The 14,643-nt window shown below is 59.9% G+C and carries 10 protein-coding genes; 8 read left to right on the top strand and 2 right to left on the bottom strand.

What is annotated here, in order from left to right; all coding sequences use genetic code 11:
- Positions 1-115: 115 nt before the first annotated feature.
- The 6 genes from lepA to pdxJ all read left to right on the top strand — a co-directional run bounded on the left by lepA (position 116) and on the right by pdxJ (position 6,285).
- Positions 116-1,915, top strand: coding sequence for a translation elongation factor 4 (gene lepA / locus ACA055_RS05040; protein WP_162441056.1), 1,800 nt, complete (start codon positions 116-118; stop codon positions 1,913-1,915).
- A gap of 5 nt (positions 1,916-1,920) precedes the next feature.
- Positions 1,921-2,775, top strand: a complete 855-nt coding sequence (lepB, locus tag ACA055_RS05045) for a signal peptidase I (protein WP_497682630.1) — start codon at positions 1,921-1,923, stop codon at positions 2,773-2,775.
- 184 nt (positions 2,776-2,959) lie between these two features.
- The gene (gene rnc, locus ACA055_RS05050; protein ID WP_033053426.1) at positions 2,960-3,649 is read left to right on the top strand and encodes a ribonuclease III; all 690 of its coding nucleotides are present in this window, start codon (positions 2,960-2,962) and stop codon (positions 3,647-3,649) included.
- A complete protein-coding gene (era, locus tag ACA055_RS05055; protein ID WP_497682631.1) occupies positions 3,642-4,544 on the top strand; it encodes a GTPase Era in 903 nt (300 codons plus the stop codon). Before rnc ends, era begins: the two co-directional genes overlap by 8 nt.
- A 159-nt stretch (positions 4,545-4,703) precedes the next feature.
- Entirely contained in the window at positions 4,704-5,393 is a 690-nt protein-coding gene (gene recO / locus ACA055_RS05060) for a DNA repair protein RecO (RefSeq protein WP_497682632.1), read from the top strand.
- Between the two features lie 148 nt (positions 5,394-5,541).
- Positions 5,542-6,285, top strand: a complete 744-nt coding sequence (gene pdxJ, locus ACA055_RS05065; RefSeq protein WP_497682633.1) for a pyridoxine 5'-phosphate synthase — start codon at positions 5,542-5,544, stop codon at positions 6,283-6,285.
- A 126-nt stretch (positions 6,286-6,411) separates the two neighbouring features.
- Here the strand turns inward: pdxJ and mltF are convergent, their stop codons facing one another.
- Positions 6,412-7,872, bottom strand: coding sequence for a membrane-bound lytic murein transglycosylase MltF (mltF, locus tag ACA055_RS05070; RefSeq protein WP_497682634.1), 1,461 nt, complete (start codon positions 7,870-7,872; stop codon positions 6,412-6,414).
- 274 nt (positions 7,873-8,146) lie between these two features.
- Between mltF and purL the strand changes: the two genes are divergently transcribed.
- A complete protein-coding gene (gene purL / locus ACA055_RS05075) occupies positions 8,147-12,043 on the top strand; it encodes a phosphoribosylformylglycinamidine synthase (RefSeq protein ID WP_497682635.1) in 3,897 nt (1,298 codons plus the stop codon).
- Positions 12,044-12,063: 20 nt separating this feature from the next.
- Complete coding sequence (locus ACA055_RS05080; protein WP_497682636.1) at positions 12,064-12,375, top strand: NGG1p interacting factor NIF3; 312 nt, start codon at positions 12,064-12,066, stop codon at positions 12,373-12,375.
- 533 nt (positions 12,376-12,908) lie between these two features.
- On the opposite strand, the gene nagE is transcribed toward ACA055_RS05080, so the two are convergent.
- A complete protein-coding gene (nagE, locus tag ACA055_RS05085; protein ID WP_497682637.1) occupies positions 12,909-14,624 on the bottom strand; it encodes an N-acetylglucosamine-specific PTS transporter subunit IIBC in 1,716 nt (571 codons plus the stop codon).
- Positions 14,625-14,643 lie beyond the last annotated feature (19 nt).

Genomic DNA, 14,643 nt, shown 5'->3' on the forward strand with positions numbered 1-14,643 from the left:
GGCGTTTTTGTACATGCCGTCTGACCTGCGAACGTGACGCTTGCGCCGTGGATCAGGTACAATTCCCGGCTATTTTTCGGCGGGCTATGCCTGCAGCCTTTTTGAGTGTTGATCCGTGAGTGATTTGAGTCATATCCGCAATTTCTCCATCATCGCCCACATTGACCATGGCAAGTCGACGCTGGCCGATCGCTTCATCCAGATGTGCGGCGGCCTTGCCGAGCGCGAAATGGAAGCCCAGGTCCTGGACTCCATGGACCTGGAACGTGAACGCGGGATCACCATCAAGGCCCACAGCGTCACCCTCTATTACACCGCTCGCGACGGTATCAAGTACCAGCTGAACTTCATTGACACCCCAGGCCACGTCGACTTCACCTATGAAGTCAGCCGTTCGCTGGCGGCTTGTGAAGGTGCGTTGCTGGTGGTCGATGCCGGTCAGGGCGTTGAAGCGCAGTCGGTTGCCAACTGCTACACGGCGATCGAGCAGGGCCTGGAAGTCATGCCGGTCCTGAACAAGATCGACCTTCCTCAGGCCGATCCGGATCGCGTCAAAGAAGAAATCGAAAAAATCATCGGCATCGACGCCACCGACGCGGTCGAGTGCAGTGCCAAGACTGGCCTGGGCGTCGACGAAGTGCTCGAGCGTCTGGTTCACACCATTCCTGCGCCGACCGGCAACTACGAAGATCCGCTGCAAGCGTTGATCATCGACTCCTGGTTCGACAACTACCTGGGCGTTGTCTCCCTGGTACGTGTGCGTCACGGTCGCGTGAAGAAGGGCGACAAGATCCTGGTCAAGTCCACCGGCAAGATCCACCTGGTGGACAGCGTCGGTGTCTTCAACCCGAAACACACCGCCACCGTTGACCTGAAGGCCGGCGAAGTGGGCTTCATCATCGCCGGTATCAAGGACATCCATGGTGCACCGGTCGGTGACACCCTGACCTTGAGCTCCACGCCGGACGTCGACGTGTTGCCAGGCTTCAAGCGCATCCAGCCGCAGGTCTATGCCGGCCTGTTCCCGGTCAGCTCCGACGACTTCGAAGATTTCCGTGAAGCCCTGCAAAAGCTCACGCTCAACGACTCGTCCCTGCAGTACACCCCGGAAAGCTCCGATGCCCTGGGCTTCGGCTTCCGTTGCGGGTTCCTCGGCATGCTGCACATGGAAATCATCCAGGAGCGCCTGGAGCGCGAGTACGACCTGGACCTGATCACCACGGCGCCGACAGTTATCTTTGAGCTGTTGCTGAAAACCGGTGAAACGATTTACGTCGACAACCCGTCGAAGCTTCCGGACCTGTCCTCGATCGAGGACATGCGTGAGCCGATCGTGCGGGCCAATATCCTTGTGCCGCAAGAGCACCTGGGCAACGTCATTACCTTGTGTATCGAAAAGCGTGGCGTTCAACACGACATGCTGTTCCTCGGTACCCAGGTCCAAGTGACTTATGATTTGCCGATGAACGAAGTGGTCCTGGACTTCTTCGACCGTCTGAAGTCCACCAGCCGTGGCTATGCTTCGCTGGATTACCATTTCGACCGTTATCAATCGGCTAATCTGGTGAAACTGGATGTGCTGATCAACGGTGACAAGGTCGATGCCCTGGCGCTGATCGTGCACAAGGATAACGCGCACTACAAAGGTCGCCAGTTGACCGAGAAGATGAAAGAACTGATTCCGCGCCAGATGTTCGACGTCGCGATCCAGGCCGCCATTGGCGGGCAGATCATTGCGCGAACCTCCGTCAAGGCACTCAGAAAGAACGTATTGGCCAAATGCTACGGCGGTGACGTTAGCCGTAAGCGCAAGCTGTTGGAAAAGCAAAAGGCCGGTAAGAAACGCATGAAGCAAGTCGGTAACGTGGAAATTCCACAGGAAGCCTTCCTTGCAGTGCTCAGGTTGGATAGTTAGGTCCTATGTCACTAAATTTCCCGCTGTTGCTGGTCATCGCCGTGTTCGTCTGCGGCCTGTTGGCGTTGCTCGATCTGCTGTTCCTGGCGCCGCGTCGGCGTGCCGCCATTGCCTCCTATCAGGGCAGCGTCAGCCAGCCTGACGGGTTGGTGGTCGAGAAACTGAACAAAGAGCCGCTGCTGGTCGAATACGGCAAGTCTTTCTTCCCGGTGTTGTTCATCGTGCTGGTGCTGCGTTCGTTCCTGGTGGAACCGTTCCAGATTCCATCCGGCTCGATGAAACCGACCCTGGACGTCGGCGACTTCATTCTGGTGAACAAGTTTTCCTACGGGATCCGCTTGCCGGTTCTCGATAAGAAAGTCATCGAAGTGGGTGACCCGCAGCGCGGTGATGTGATGGTGTTCCGCTTCCCGAGCGATCCGAACGTCAACTACATTAAACGTGTGGTGGGCCTGCCGGGTGACCAGATTCGTTACACCGCCGACAAGCGTCTGTTCGTCAATGGTGAGTCGATTGCCGAGCAACTGGTCGGCTCCGAGCCGGGTACGCTGGGCAGCGCGGAGCTCTACAAGGAAAAACTCGGCGTCGCCGAGCACCTGATCCGCAAGGAAATGAGCCGCTATCGCGCCACCCCCGACCATTCGTGGACCGTGCCGGCGGGGCACTACTTCATGATGGGCGACAACCGCGACAACTCGAACGACAGTCGCTACTGGGATGATCCGAGCATTCCCAAGGATCTGCTGGGCATGGTTCCCGACAAGAATATTGTCGGCAAGGCCTTCGCAGTCTGGATGAGCTGGCCGGAACCCAAACTCAGTCACCTGCCGAATTTCTCGCGGGTTGGCCTGATCAAGTAATCACACACGGCGCTGTTGAACACAGCGCCGAATGCATTTCTGGAGTCGCCACAATCGGCTCGGAAAGCATGAAAACAATGATATTCAGGACGTTATTTTTGAACACAGCGTTAATTGTCCCAAGCCTGCGCCGACTCTCGGCGATGGCGGTGGAATCCAGCCACGAACTCAGCGTGGGTAAACCGTGAGCGTCTCCTTAAGCCGTCTAGAGCGTCAGCTCGGCTACACCTTCAAGGATCAGGAACTGATGGTCCTGGCCCTGACTCACCGCAGTTTTGCCGGGCGCAACAACGAACGCCTGGAATTCCTCGGTGATGCCATCCTTAACTTCGTCGCCGGTGAGGCGCTGTTCGATCGCTTCCCGCTGGCCCGCGAAGGCCAGTTGTCGCGTTTGCGCGCACGCCTGGTGAAAGGTGAGACCCTGGCCGTACTGGCCCGCGGTTTCGATCTGGGCGAATACCTGCGCCTGGGCTCCGGCGAATTGAAAAGCGGCGGTTTCCGTCGCGAGTCGATTCTCGCCGATGCCCTGGAAGCGCTGATCGGGGCGATCTATCTGGACGCCGGCATGGACATGGCGCGCGAACGCGTGCTGGCCTGGCTGGCCGGAGAGTTCGAAGGCCTGACGCTGGTCGACACCAACAAAGATCCGAAAACCCGCCTGCAGGAATTCCTGCAGTCCCGTGGTTGTGAACTGCCGCGTTACGAAGTGGTGGATATCCAGGGTGAGCCGCATTGCCGGACGTTCTTCGTCGAATGTGAAATCACCTTACTGAATGAAAAAAGCCGAGGTCAGGGTGTGAGTCGTCGTATTGCCGAACAGGTAGCGGCCGCCGCAGCACTGATTGCCCTGGGCGTGGAGAATGGCCATGACTGATTCAACTGCAACTCGCTGTGGCTATGTCGCCATCGTTGGCCGTCCCAACGTGGGCAAGTCCACGCTGCTGAACCACATCCTGGGTCAGAAGCTGGCGATCACCTCGCGCAAGCCGCAGACCACTCGCCACAACATGCTGGGGATCAAGACCGAAGGCGCCGTGCAGGCGATCTACGTCGATACTCCGGGCATGCACAAGGGCGGTGAGAAAGCCCTGAACCGCTACATGAACAAAACCGCTTCGGCGGCGTTGAAAGATGTCGACGTGGTGATCTTCGTGGTTGACCGCACCAAGTGGACCGATGAAGACCAAATGGTCCTCGAGCGCGTCCAGTACGTGACCGGCCCGCTGATCGTGGCGTTGAACAAGACCGATCGCATCGAAGACAAATCCGAGCTGATGCCACACCTGACCTGGTTGCAGGAACAGCTGCCGAACGCGCAGATCATGCCGATCTCGGCCCAGCACGGGCACAACCTCGAAACGCTGGAGCGAGTGATTGCCGAGCACCTGCCGGAAAATGATCACTTCTTCCCGGAAGACCAGATCACCGACCGCAGCAGCCGCTTCCTCGCCGCTGAACTGGTGCGCGAGAAAATCATGCGCCAGTTGGGCGCCGAGCTGCCGTACCAGATCACCGTGGAAATCGAAGAGTTCAAGCAGCAGGGCAAAACCCTGCACATCCATGCGTTGATCCTCGTCGAGCGTGACGGCCAGAAGAAAATCATCATTGGCGACAAGGGTGAGCGGATCAAACGCATCGGCACCGAGGCGCGCAAGGACATGGAGCTGCTGTTCGACTCCAAGATCATGCTCAACCTCTGGGTGAAAGTGAAAGGCGGCTGGTCCGACGACGAACGCGCTTTGCGTTCGCTGGGTTACGGCGACCTGTAATCCCGGTTGTACAAAGATCCAATGTGGGAGCGGGCTTGCTCGCGAAGACGATGTAACATTCAGCATTAGTGTTGACTGTCACGCCGCTTTCGCGAGCAAGCCCGCTCCCACATTAGGTTTGCGTTGCTTTCAACGCCGCGTTCCATCAGCGAGAACCCCATGTCGCAAACCCCGCCCATCGGCCAACCCGCCTACGTGCTCCACAGCCGCGCCTACCGCGAAAACAGCGCGTTGGTGGATTTCCTTACGCCGCAAGGTCGGCTGCGGGCGGTGTTGCGCAGTGCGCGGGGTAAGGCCGGGACGCTGGCGCGGCCGTTCGTGCCGTTGGAAGTCGAGTTCCGTGGTCGAGGCGAGCTGAAGAATGTCGGACGCATGGAAAGCGCTGGTGTTTCCACCTGGCTCAATGGTGAGGCGCTGTTCAGCGGGCTCTATCTCAATGAATTGCTGATCCGTCTGCTGCCCTCCGAAGACCCGCATCCCGCCGTCTTCGATCACTACGCCGCGACCATCCTCGCCCTGGCTGAAGGGCGGCCGCTGGAGCCGTTGCTGCGCTCTTTCGAATGGCGATTGCTCGACGATCTCGGTTATGGCTTTGCCCTGAATGCCGACATTCACGGCGATCCGATCTCCCCGGACGGCCTTTATCGTTTGCAAGTGGATGCAGGTCTGGAACAGGTCTACCTGCTGCAACCCGGACTGTTCAACGGCACCGAACTGCTGGCCATGGCCGAGGCTGACTGGTCTGCCCCTGGCGCACTATCGGCAGCCAAACGTTTGATGCGTCAGGCACTGGCTGTTCACCTGGGCGGTCGTCCCTTGGTCAGTCGCGAACTGTTTCGCAAGCCATAGGATCTGTTGACGCTTGGAACACCAGACTACGTTCCTCGCGCCTTGCTCTGCACCAAGTGGTCATCCGTCGCGGCCGCTTCCAAACATCAACAGACCCTATCTCCCCGTGTATGCTGTGCGCCGAATCTTTAAATTCAGGAGCGCTTCCGTGACCACCAGCAATCGCATTCTTCTTGGCGTGAACATCGACCACGTTGCCACCCTGCGTCAGGCCCGGGGCACTCGCTATCCGGATCCGGTCAAGGCAGCACTGGACGCGGAAGAGGCGGGCGCTGACGGCATTACCGTGCACCTGCGCGAAGACCGCCGGCACATCCAGGAACGCGACGTGCTGTTGCTCAAGGACGTGCTGCAAACCCGCATGAACTTCGAAATGGGCGTTACCGAAGAGATGATGGTGTTCGCCGAGCGCATCCGTCCGGCGCACATTTGCCTGGTGCCGGAAACCCGCCAGGAGCTGACCACCGAAGGCGGTCTGGACGTGGCAGGGCAGGAAGCGCGGATCAAGGCGGCGGTGGATCGGCTGGCGAAGATTGGCTGTGAAGTGTCGCTGTTCATCGATGCCGACGAGCGGCAGATCGAAGCGTCCCGTCGTGTGGGCGCGCCGGCCATTGAACTGCACACCGGTCGTTACGCCGACGCCGAGACGCCGACCGAAGTGGCAGAAGAGCTCAAGCGTGTGGCTGATGGCGTTGCGTTTGGTCTGGCGCAGGGGTTGATCGTCAACGCGGGTCACGGTTTGCACTATCACAACGTCGAAGCGGTCGCCGCGATCAAAGGCATCAACGAACTGAACATCGGCCACGCGCTGGTGGCTCATGCGTTGTTTGTCGGGTTCAAGTCGGCTGTGTCGGAGATGAAGGCGCTGATTCTGGCCGCAGCCAAAGCTTAAGCCGAACACAAATCAAAATGTGGGAGCGGGCTTGCTCGCGAAGACGGAGTATCAGTCAATATTTTTGCGGCTGACACACCGCTTTCGCGAGCAAGCCCGCTCCCACATTTTTGATTGGGGCAGGCTTTAAAGCGGCGGGGTTTCCTGGTTCGGCTTGGTCTTGTCGACCCCCGGCACATGCAGGCTGCCTTCGGCGACCTGGTTGCCTTCTAGCTGCGGCTGCGTGACCCAGGTCAGGATGTCGTAGTAGCGACGGATGTTCGCCACGAAATGCACCGGCTCACCGCCCCGGGCGTAGCCGTAGCGGGTTTTGCTGTACCACTGTTTCTGCGACAGGCGCGGCAGGATCTTTTTCACGTCCAGCCACTTGTCCGGGTTCATCCCTGCCTTGGCCGTCAGTTTGCGTGCGTCATCCAGGTGACCGCTGCCGACGTTGTAGGCCGCCAGCGCAAACCAGGTGCGATCCGGCTCCTGAATCGACTCGTCCAGCTGTTCTTTCATGTAGGCCAGGTACTTGGCGCCGCCCATGATGCTTTGTTTGGGGTCGAGGCGATTGGATACACCCATGGCCTGCGCGGTGTTCTGGGTCAGCATCATCAGGCCGCGTACGCCGGTCTTCGACGTGACCGTCGGCTGCCACAACGATTCCTGATAGCCAACCGCCGCCAACAGGCGCCAATCGACTTTTTCTTTCTTTGCGTAATTCTTGAAGTGCTGTTCGTACTTGGGCAACCGTTGCTGCAAATGCTGGGCGAAGGTAGTGGCGCCCATATAGCCGAGCATATCGACGTGGCCGTAGTAACGATCCTTCAGACGTTGCAAGGTGCCGTTTTTCTTCACCTTGTCGAGGTAGGCGTTGATCTCGTTGAGCAGACTGTTGTCTTCGCCAGCGGCCACGGCCCAGCTCTGGTTGCTGGCGTCACCGAGGTCGAAGGCCACCCGCACTTTGGGGAAATACACCTGGTTCATCGCGACTTCGTTTGAATCGACCAGGGTCAGATCAATCTGGTCTTCGTCCACCATCCGCAGCAGGTCGACGACTTCAACCGCGTCGGACTCTTCGTATTCAATGCCGGGATATTTCTTTTTCAGCTCCGCCAACTGCTCGGCGTGGGTGCTGCCCTTGAGCACCATGATCTTCTTGCCGACCAGATCTCCGGCATCGGTTGGCCGTGACTGGCCATTGCGATAAATGACCTGCGGGGTGACTTCCAGATAGGAATGGGAAAATCGAACCTGCTTCTTGCGTTGCTCGCTGCTGACCAGACCGGCAGCAGCGATCACCGGGCCGTTAGGCTTGCCCACCTGATTGAACAGGTCGTCAAGGTTGTCGGCGGTTTCGATTTTGAGTTCGACCCCCAGATCGTCGGCGAAACGCTTCACCAGCTCGTATTCGAAGCCGGTTTCACCGTTGCGATCCTGAAAGTAGGTGGCGGGGCTGTTACGGGTAACCACCCGCAGCACGCCATCCTCCTTTACGCGCTCCAGCGTGTTGGGTTTATCAACACAGCCACTGAGCACCAGGAAGAGTCCGGTTGCGATCAGCCATTTGGCGAACCGCGGACGCAAAGCCGTTGGGGAAAACATCTGCGCAGTATACGCAAAGGACCACGAGCGCCATATCTCGACAGCGAAGGGCTTGTCTGCTAGGGAGCCGAAAACGGCTCCGGAGCCCGCAGGAATAGGCTTTAACGACATTTCTAGACAGTAAAAATAACCCACGGCGAACCGCTGTTTAAGGCCCGAATACCCAACCCGACGCCCGGGTGACGCCGCCCGTACCGTTTCGGGTGCTGTCGCGGGCGGTTTAGGCTAGAATGCACGGCCTCAAAGCACACCCCTTCCCGAGGCTGTCCCGAAGATGTTGATCCTGCGCGGCGCTCCTGCCCTTTCTGCCTTTCGCCACAGCAAACTCCTTGAGCAACTGAGCCAGAAGGTCCCGGCTGTCAGCGGCTTGTATGCTGAATTCGCTCACTTCGCCGAAGTCACCGGCGTCCTGACCGGCGACGAACAGCAGGTGCTCGCGCGCCTTCTGAAGTACGGCCCAAGTGTTCCGGTACAAGAGCCAACCGGTCGTCTGTTCCTGGTGTTGCCGCGTTTCGGCACCATCTCGCCGTGGTCCAGTAAGGCGAGCGATATCGCCCGCAACTGTGGCCTCGGCAAGATCCAGCGCCTGGAGCGCGGCATTGCGTTCTACGTTGCCGGCCAGTTCAGCGAGGCTGAAGCCCAGCTGATCGCCGATGCCTTGCACGACCGCATGACCCAGATCGTCCTGAACAACCTTGAACAAGCCGCCGGCCTGTTCAGCCACGCCGAGCCCAAGCCGCTGACCTCGATCGACGTGCTGGGTGGCGGCCGCGCCGCGCTGGAAAAAGCCAACACCGAGCTGGGCCTGGCCCTGGCCGAAGACGAAATCGACTACCTGGTCGCCGCGTTCGTTGGCTTGAAGCGCAACCCGCACGACATCGAACTGATGATGTTCGCCCAGGCGAACTCCGAGCACTGCCGTCACAAGATCTTCAACGCCAGTTGGGACATCGACGGTCAGAGCCAGGAAAAAAGCCTGTTCGGCATGATCAAGAACACCTACCAGATGCACAGCGAAGGTGTTCTGTCGGCTTATAAGGACAACGCTTCGGTGATCGTCGGCAACGTCGCCGGCCGTTTCTTCCCGGACCCTGAAACCCGCCAGTACGGCGCGGTGCAGGAACCGGTGCACATTCTGATGAAAGTCGAAACTCACAACCACCCGACTGCGATTGCCCCGTTCCCGGGCGCGTCCACCGGCAGTGGCGGCGAGATCCGCGACGAAGGCGCTACCGGTCGCGGTGCCAAACCCAAGGCGGGCCTGACCGGTTTCACCGTGTCCAACCTGCAGATTCCGGGTTTCGAACAGCCGTGGGAAGTGCCGTATGGCAAGCCTGAGCGCATCGTCACTGCGCTGGACATCATGATCGAAGGCCCTCTGGGCGGTGCGGCATTCAACAACGAATTCGGCCGTCCGGCCCTGACCGGTTACTTCCGTACCTTCGAACAATCGATCACCACCCCGCGTGGCGACGAAGTGCGCGGTTATCACAAGCCGATCATGCTGGCTGGCGGCATGGGTAACATCCGTGCCGAACACGTGCAAAAAGGCGAGATCATTGTTGGCTCCAAGCTGATCGTGCTCGGCGGTCCGGCCATGTTGATCGGTCTGGGTGGCGGTGCTGCTTCGTCGATGGCCACTGGCACCAGCTCGGCTGACCTGGACTTCGCCTCGGTACAGCGCGAAAACCCGGAAATGGAACGTCGCTGCCAGGAAGTCATCGACCGTTGCTGGCAGTTGGGTGAACACAACCCGATCAGCTTCATCCACGACGTGGGTGCGGGCGGTCTGTCCAACGCCTTCCCGGAACTGGTCAACGATGGCGGCCGTGGCGGTCGCTTCGAACTGCGCAACATTCCAAACGACGAGCCGGGCATGGCCCCGCACGAAATCTGGAGTAACGAATCCCAGGAGCGCTACGTTCTGGCGGTCGGCCCAGCTGACTTCGAACGCTTCCAGGCAATCTGCGAGCGTGAACGTTGCCCGTTTGCCGTCGTCGGCGAAGCCACTGCCGAGCCGCAACTGACGGTTACCGACAGCCACTTCGGCAACAGCCCGGTGGACATGCCGCTCGAAGTGCTGCTGGGCAAAGCCCCGCGCATGCACCGTTCGGCCGTTCGCGAAAACGAACTGGGGGATGATTTCGATCCGTCGACTTTGGACATCGCCGACTGCGTCGAGCGCGTCCTGCATCACCCGGCCGTCGCGAGCAAAAGCTTCCTGATCACCATCGGCGACCGCACCATCACCGGCCTCGTGGCCCGTGACCAGATGGTCGGCCCGTGGCAGGTTCCGGTGGCCGACGTTGCCGTCACCGCCACCAGCTTCGACGTCTACACCGGTGAAGCCATGGCCATGGGCGAGCGTACTCCGCTGGCGCTGCTGGACGCTCCGGCGTCGGGCCGCATGGCCATCGGCGAAACCCTGACCAACATCGCCGCTTCGCGCATCAACAAGATCTCCGACATCAAGTTGTCGGCGAACTGGATGTCGGCGGCCGGTCACCCAGGTGAAGACGCGCGTCTGTACGACACCGTGAAAGCGGTCGGCATGGAGCTGTGCCCGGACCTGGGTATCACCATTCCGGTGGGCAAGGACTCCATGTCCATGGCCACACGCTGGAACGACGAAGGCGTCGACAAGACTGTGACTTCGCCGATGTCCCTGATCGTGACCGGTTTCGCGCCTGTGGCTGACATCCGTCAGACCATGACGCCGGAACTGCGCATGGACAAAGGCACCACCGACCTGATCCTGATCGATCTGGGTCGTGGTCAGAACCGCATGGGCGCCTCGATCCTGGCCCAGGTTCACGGCAAGCTCGGCTCGCAAGCGCCGGACGTCGATGATGCCGAAGACCTCAAAGCCTTCTTCGCCGTAATCCAGGGCCTCAATGCCGACGGTCACCTGCTGGCTTACCACGACCGTTCCGACGGTGGTCTGCTGACCAGCGCCGTGGAAATGGCATTCGCCGGTCACTGTGGCCTGAGCCTGAACCTCGACGGTCTGGCGGAAACGTCCGCCGACATCGCCGCGATCCTGTTCAACGAAGAACTGGGTGCGGTGATTCAGGTTCGCCAGGACGCCACCCCGGACATCCTCGCGCAGTTCAGCGCTGCCGGTCTGGGTGATTGTGTGTCGGTGGTTGGTCAGCCGATGAACAATGGCCAGATCAACATCACCTTCAACGGCGAAACCGTGTTCGAAGGTCAGCGTCGCCTGCTGCAACGTCAGTGGGCTGAAACCAGCTACCAGATCCAGCGTCTGCGTGATAACGCCGACTGCGCCGAGCAAGAATTCGACGTGCTGCTGGAAGAAGACAACCCGGGCCTGAGCGTCAAGCTGAGCTACGACGTCAACCAGGACGTCGCCGCGCCTTACATCAAGAAAGGCATCCGCCCACAGGTTGCCGTGCTGCGTGAGCAGGGCGTCAACGGTCAGGTGGAAATGGCGGCCGCGTTCGACCGCGCCGGTTTCAACGCGATCGACGTGCACATGAGCGACATTCTGGCCGGCCGTGTCGACCTGAACGAGTTCAAGGGCCTGGTGGCGTGCGGCGGTTTCTCCTACGGCGACGTCTTGGGTGCCGGCGAAGGCTGGGCCAAATCCGCGCTGTTCAACAGCCGTGCCCGCGATGCGTTCCAGGGTTTCTTCGAACGTAACGACAGCTTCACCCTCGGCGTGTGCAACGGTTGCCAGATGATGTCCAACCTGCACGAGCTGATTCCGGGCAGCGAGTTCTGGCCGCACTTCGTGCGTAACCGTTCCGAGCAGTTCGAGGCCCGTGTGGCGATGGTTCAAATCCAGGAGTCGAACTCGATCTTCCTGCAGGGAATGGCCGGTTCGCGCATGCCGATCGCCATTGCTCACGGTGAAGGTCATGCCGAATTCGCCAGCGAAGAAGCGCTGCTGGAAGCGGATCTGTCGGGTTGCGTGGCGATGCGTTTCGTCGACAACCATGGCAAGGTCACCGAAAACTACCCGGCCAACCCGAACGGCTCGCCGCGTGGGATCACCGGGCTGACCAGCCGCGACGGTCGCGTGACCATCATGATGCCGCACCCGGAGCGTGTGTTCCGCGCGGTGCAGAACTCGTGGCGTTCGGAAGACTGGAACGAAGACGCACCTTGGATGCGTATGTTCCGTAATGCTCGGGTCTGGGTAAACTAAAAGCGGGTTAACTAAGCGCAATGTATAAGCTCAGCTTCTTTGTTCCCGACAGTCATGTCGAGGTGGTCAAAAGCGCTGTGTTCGCTGCCGGTGGCGGGCGGATCGGGGCTTATGATCATTGCGCCTGGCAGGTGTTGGGCTTGGGTCAGTTTCGTCCACTGGATGGCAGTCAGCCGTTCATTGGCGAGGCGGGGCAGGTCGAGCAGGTTGAGGAATGGAAGGTTGAGCTGGTGGTGGCGGAGGAACTGATCGTGGCCGTGGTGGCTGCGTTGAAGCTCAGCCATCCCTATGAGACGCCGGCTTATGAGGTGTGGCGGTTGGAGGATTTCTGATTTTCCTGCCCGCTGAAATGAGAAACCCGCTGAAGTGATTTCAGCGGGTTTTTTATTGCCCGCGATTTCATGTGCGTATGGAGATCAAACTGTGGGAGCGGGCTTGCTCGCGAAGGCTGTGTGTCAGGCGACCATTTACTTTCAGGTGTACATATCCATTTCTGCGGTAACGGCCGCTGGCGGTTTCGCTCCTACAGCGAGTCACTTGGAAGAGCCCCAAGTAACCAAGGGCTTTTGCCCCGCCATTCGGTGCCTCGCCCAGGCTCGGTATGCTCTCACTCCGGCATTGCTCCGGGGGCGGCTACCGCGGCATCCTTGCCGCGGTGCCCCCTGCGCAATACCTGCGTTCGGCCTCTGGGAAAGGGGCGGCAGATCTGAAGCCGAAGCAACGGCAAGATCAAGATCAATAGCTTCGCGAGCAAGCCCGCTCCCACAGGGGAACGCGTACAAGTGACTCGCTGTAAAAGCGAAACCGCCAGCCGCCGTTACCGCAGCAACGGATATGCACACAATCAAAAAACAGTCAGCAACCCCTAAACCTTGGCACTCACCTCACTACGATTAACCAACGCCTCCAGCGCATCACTCAAACTCGACGCCTTGTCACCAATCAACAGGTGCCACACGCCGCCCTCCAGTTGGCTGACACCCTGGCAACCCAACGCTTTCAAATCACACTCCGACAACGCCTTGCCATCCGCCAATTGCAGCCGAATCCGGGTCATGGCCACGCAATCCATCTGCAGCACATTCTCACCGCCGCCCAACGCATTCAGCCATTGCTGCGCTTCCGGTGTCGCCACGGCGACAGGTTTCGGTGCATCAACAGCGGCGGGAGGAGAGGAGATGACCGCGCGGCCCAAAGCGGGCATCGCCAGGCGAATTTCATCGGCAATGCTGTCGGCCATCGGCCCGACCACCACTTGCAAACTCCCGCCCTTGCCCGGTCGAACCACCGCCATCGCGCCCAGTGCTTTCAACTCCGCATCTGAAGCCTTATTGCGATCCACCATGTCCAGTCGCAGCCGCGTGGTGCACGCACCCACGGTGATCAGATTCTGCGCACCACCCAGCGCCTTGATGTAAGCCCCGGCGCGCTCGTTGTCGGCGACCACCACTTTTTCGCCCGTCGGCACGCCTTCACGCCCCGGCGTCTTGAGGTTGAAACGGCGGATGCAGACATCAAACACCACGTAGTAGATCACCGCATACGCCAGGCCCACCGGGAACACCAGCCAGCCGTTGGTGGATTTACCCCAGCCGAGAATCATGTCGATGAAGCCACCGGAGAAGGTGAAGCCCAAATGAATGTTCAGCAGGTTGGTGATCGCCATGGACAAACCGGTCAGCAGCGCGTGCAGCAGAAACAACATCGGCGCGAGGAACATGAAGGCGAACTCGATCGGTTCGGTCACGCCGGTCAGGAACGATGTCAGCGCCATCGACAGGAAAATCCCGCCCATGACTTTGCGCCGTTCCGGCAGGGCGTTGCGGTACATCGCCAGGCACGCGGCAGGCAGGCCGAAGAGCATCATCGGGAACATGCCGGTCATGAACTGGCCGCCTTTCGGGTCGCCGGCAAAGTAGCGCGACAGGTCTCCCGTCACGATCGCGCCGGTGGTCGGGTCGGTGAAGCTGCCGAAGACGAACCACGCCATGTTGTTGATGATGTGGTGCAGGCCGGTGACGATCAGCAGGCGGTTGAGCACGCCGAAAATGAAGGCACCGACGCTGCCGCTTTCCAGCATCAACACGCCGAAGCTGTTGATGCCGTGCTGGATTGGCGGCCAGATCAGGCCGAACACCACGCCCAAGCCGACGGCGGCGAACCCGGTGACAATCGGCACGAAGCGCCGGCCGCCGAAGAACGCCAGGTATTCCGGGAGCTTGATGTCCTTGAAACGGTTGTACAGCGCGCCCGCCATCAAGCCGCTGACGATCCCGGCGAGCATGCCCATGTTGATGCTCGCGTCGAGCACCTTGAGGGTGGAGATCATCACGAGGTAGCCAATCACCCCGGCCAAACCTGCCGTGCCGTTGTTGTCCTTGGCGAACCCGACTGCGATGCCGATGGCGAAGATCATCGCCAGGTTGGCGAAGATCACCTGACCGGCGTCGTGAATGATTGCGATGTTCAACAGGTCGGTGTCGCCCAGTCGCAACAGCAACCCTGCAATCGGCAGGATCGCGATCGGCAGCATCAGCGCGCGACCGAGGCGCTGCAGGCCTTCGATGAAGTATTGGTACATGGCGTATCTCCCTGGATTC

It is taken from the genome of Pseudomonas sp. LBUM1657 (assembly GCF_059716075.1).

Coding starts and splice junctions, on each gene's coding strand:
- lepB (WP_497682630.1), top strand. CDS start 1,921: ATGTCACTAAATTTCCCGCTGTTGCTGGTCATCGCCGTGTTCGTCTGC.
- era (WP_497682631.1), top strand. CDS start 3,642: ATGACTGATTCAACTGCAACTCGCTGTGGCTATGTCGCCATCGTTGGC.
- recO (WP_497682632.1), top strand. CDS start 4,704: ATGTCGCAAACCCCGCCCATCGGCCAACCCGCCTACGTGCTCCACAGC.
- mltF (WP_497682634.1), bottom strand. CDS start 7,872: ATGTTTTCCCCAACGGCTTTGCGTCCGCGGTTCGCCAAATGGCTGATC.
- purL (WP_497682635.1), top strand. CDS start 8,147: ATGTTGATCCTGCGCGGCGCTCCTGCCCTTTCTGCCTTTCGCCACAGC.
- ACA055_RS05080 (WP_497682636.1), top strand. CDS start 12,064: ATGTATAAGCTCAGCTTCTTTGTTCCCGACAGTCATGTCGAGGTGGTC.
- nagE (WP_497682637.1), bottom strand. CDS start 14,624: ATGTACCAATACTTCATCGAAGGCCTGCAGCGCCTCGGTCGCGCGCTG.